The 3,095-nt window shown below is 35.6% G+C and carries 5 protein-coding genes; 3 read left to right on the plus strand and 2 right to left on the minus strand.

The annotated features are described in order from the left end of the window. Positions 1-1,292: type I restriction-modification system subunit M (locus ACXJIE_RS05940; protein WP_456480051.1), on the minus strand; the 1,292-nt coding region annotated here is incomplete at its 3' end. 80 nt (positions 1,293-1,372) lie between these two features. Here ACXJIE_RS05940 and radC point away from each other — a divergent pair. Next, on the plus strand, positions 1,373-2,035 hold the full coding sequence (gene radC / locus ACXJIE_RS05945; RefSeq protein ID WP_456480052.1) for a RadC family protein: 663 nt from the start codon (positions 1,373-1,375) through the stop codon (positions 2,033-2,035). On the opposite strand, the gene ACXJIE_RS05950 is transcribed toward radC, so the two are convergent. Continuing rightward, the gene (locus tag ACXJIE_RS05950; RefSeq protein ID WP_456480053.1) at positions 2,036-2,281 is read right to left on the minus strand and encodes an RNA-binding S4 domain-containing protein; all 246 of its coding nucleotides are present in this window, start codon (positions 2,279-2,281) and stop codon (positions 2,036-2,038) included. It abuts the gene before it with no gap. A 59-nt stretch (positions 2,282-2,340) separates the two neighbouring features. On the opposite strand from ACXJIE_RS05950, the gene ACXJIE_RS05955 reads away from it, so the two are divergent. After that, complete coding sequence (locus ACXJIE_RS05955; protein WP_456480054.1) at positions 2,341-2,880, plus strand: Uma2 family endonuclease; 540 nt, start codon at positions 2,341-2,343, stop codon at positions 2,878-2,880. Between the two features lie 12 nt (positions 2,881-2,892). Then, positions 2,893-3,095: argininosuccinate synthase domain-containing protein (locus ACXJIE_RS05960; protein WP_456480055.1), on the plus strand; the 203-nt coding region annotated here is incomplete at its 3' end.

Below are 3,095 nucleotides of genomic sequence, written 5' to 3' on the forward strand. Positions count from 1 at the left end.
TGAGACTCTAAAACGTTATTGTTAGTCTGCTGTTTGTAAAATTTGCTTGCATCTATAAACTGAATCTTCGTATCTGTTTTGTTTTTTGAAAGTATAAGTATATTCACCGCTATAGATGTGCCGTAAAAAAGATTCGGAGGCAGTGCAATTATTGTTTCTATATAGTTATTTTCCACAAGATATTGTCTGATTTTCTTTTCAGCCCCGCTTCTGTAAAAAATTCCCGGAAACGTAACAATAGCCGCCCGTCCTTTTGGGGAAAGATAATTTAAAGCATGTAAAATAAAAGCAAAATCGGCTTTTGATTTCGGAGGCAGCACGCCTGCGGGTGCAAATCTTTCATCGTTTATCAGTGTCGGGTCGTCGCTTCCTATCCATTTGATGGAATACGGAGGATTTGAAACAATTGCGTCAAAAGGTCTTTCGTCCAAAAAAGCCGGGTTTGTTAAAGTATCTCCATGATATATTGAAAATTTATCGTAATTTATATTGTGTAAAAACATATTCATTCTTGCAAGGTTATAGGTTGTGTGGTTTATCTCCTCTCCAAAAAAACCTTCCTGGATAATATGCTCATCAAACTGCTTTTTTGCCTGTAAAAGCAACGAGCCAGAACCACACGCCGGGTCGTAGATTTTATTGACTTCTTTTTGATTGTAAAGAGCGAGTCTTGATATAAGTTTTGAAACGCTTTGAGGCGTAAAAAACTCTCCCCCGCTTTTTCCTGCATTTGCGGCATATTTTGAAATCAAAAATTCATAAGCATCCCCGAAAAGATCAATTTTACTATCTTCAAAATCCCCAAAGTCAAGCCCCGCCACTCCCTGAAGGACGGCTGTTAGCCTTTTGTTTTTTTCCGCTACCGTTTTACCAAGACGATTGCTTGTAGTATCAAAATCGGCAAAAAGACCTTTTATATCCTCTTCACTCTGATACCCGTTTGCAGAATTTTCAATATCGGCAAATATTTTCGCAAGGTCGGTATTTAAATTGGGGTTATTTGGAGCGTTTTTTACCACATTGCAAAAAAGCTGGCTAGGATAAATAAAATAGCCTTTTGATTTAATTGCATCTTCTTTTATTTCGAGAGTTATAACATCATCGGAAAGAGCGGCATAATCTATATCTTCATCCCCCGCCATATATTTAGCAAAATTTTCACTTATAAACCTGTAAAAAAGAGTCCCTAATACATACTGTTTAAAATCCCACCCGTCAACAGAACCCCTTACTTCATTGGCTATTTTCCAGATTTGGTTGTGAAGTTTTTCTCTTTGCTCCTGTTCGCTCATATTTTCTCCCAAATTTTTAATAAATTATATCAAACCTGCCGTAAAATTAAGCTAAAATATTAAAAATGCAAAGGCTTGGCATGAAAAAACTGAATGAACTTTATCATAAAGATAAACCAAGGGAAAAACTTATTCAAAAAGGTGTCAAAGCATTACAAAACGATGAACTTATAGCCATTTTGATAGGTTCGGGAATAAAAGGAAAAGATGTAAGAAAACTATCAAAAGAGATAGAGGAAATAATTGATAAAAATTTTCCGAATTTATCACCCGAAAAACTCTTCTCGATTAAAGGACTCGGCAATGCGAAAGTATCGGTTATCTTAGCCGCTGTTGAACTCGGAAGACGATATTATACGAAAAACAATAATAAAATAAACGACGCAAAAGACACTTATGAGCTATTAAAAGAATACGCAAATAAAAAACAGGAATATTTTTTGTCTATCACACTTGACGGAGCAATGAACGTAATAAACAAAAGAGTCGTTTTTATAGGAACTTTAAATCAAAGCATAATTCATCCTCGAGAAATTTTCGCAGACGCTATAGCCGACAGGGCAAATTCAATAATTATCGCACACAACCACCCAAGCGGGGAGCTTACTCCAAGCGGCAACGATATTGAGATTACAAAAAGACTTCAAGAAGTCGGTAAACTTATCGGAATTGAACTTTTAGATCATCTGATAATAACAAAAGAAGGTTTTTACAGTTTTTCACAAGAAGGAATGCTTATATAATCATATCTCCTTAACATATTCTTGTTTTTTACTTTTAGGAATCGTTTTGGTTTTGGGAATTTGCAGGACTTCATATTTTTTTATTCCGCTTAGATAGTGTATTTCGATAACGTCGCCCGGCTTTACGTCTTTTGCGCTTTTTGCTTTTTTACCGTTTATAAACACAACCCCTTCTTTGCACATTTCATCGGCAATAGTGCGCCTTTTTACTATATTTACGGCATTTAAAAACTTGTCTATTCTCAAAACGTCCCTTTTTTTAGAAATTATATCTAATTTGCTATAATTAGAAAAAAAGGCTGTTTATGTGTGCGATTGAATATTACACATACGAAGATTACAAAAAATGGGAAGGAAGGTGGGAGCTTATCGACGGCATTCCGCTTGCAATGGCACCGGCGCCTCTTCCGACTCATCAGTTTATAGCAATGGAATTATCATTTCAATTAAGAAAACAGCTTGAAAACTGTGAGGAGTGTGCGGTACTTGGCGAAGTCGATTACAAAATAGACGAAGAAAACGTGGTAAGATCCGACGTCGTATTAACATGTGAAAAATTAAACAAACCTTTCTTAAGCGTAGCACCTGAAATCATCTTCGAAATAGTCAGCAAAAGCAGCGCAAGAAGGGACGAAAAATTCAAATTCGCACTTTACGAAAAAGAAAAAGTCAGATATTACGTTTTGGTATATCCGGAGGACCAAAAGGCAAAAATATACAAATTAACCGGTAAAAATTATGAAAAAGAAGGCGACATACTTAAAAATTACGAATTTAAAGAAACAAAATGTAAACTAAGCGTGGATTTTGAAAAAATCTTCCAAAGACTTAGTATAATTTCATAAAAAAGGACTTAAATGAAAGTTGTATTGGCATACAGTGGAGGACTTGATACGAGTATTATTTTAAAATGGCTTCAGGATACCTACAACGCTGAAGTGGTAACGTTCACCGCCGACATCGGTCAGGGCGAGGAAGTAGAAGAAGCCAGGGAAAAAGCGATAAAGCTCGGTGTAAAACCCGAAAATATTTTTATTGAAGATTTAAGAGAAGATTTTGT

The organism is Nautilia sp. (assembly GCF_053994455.1).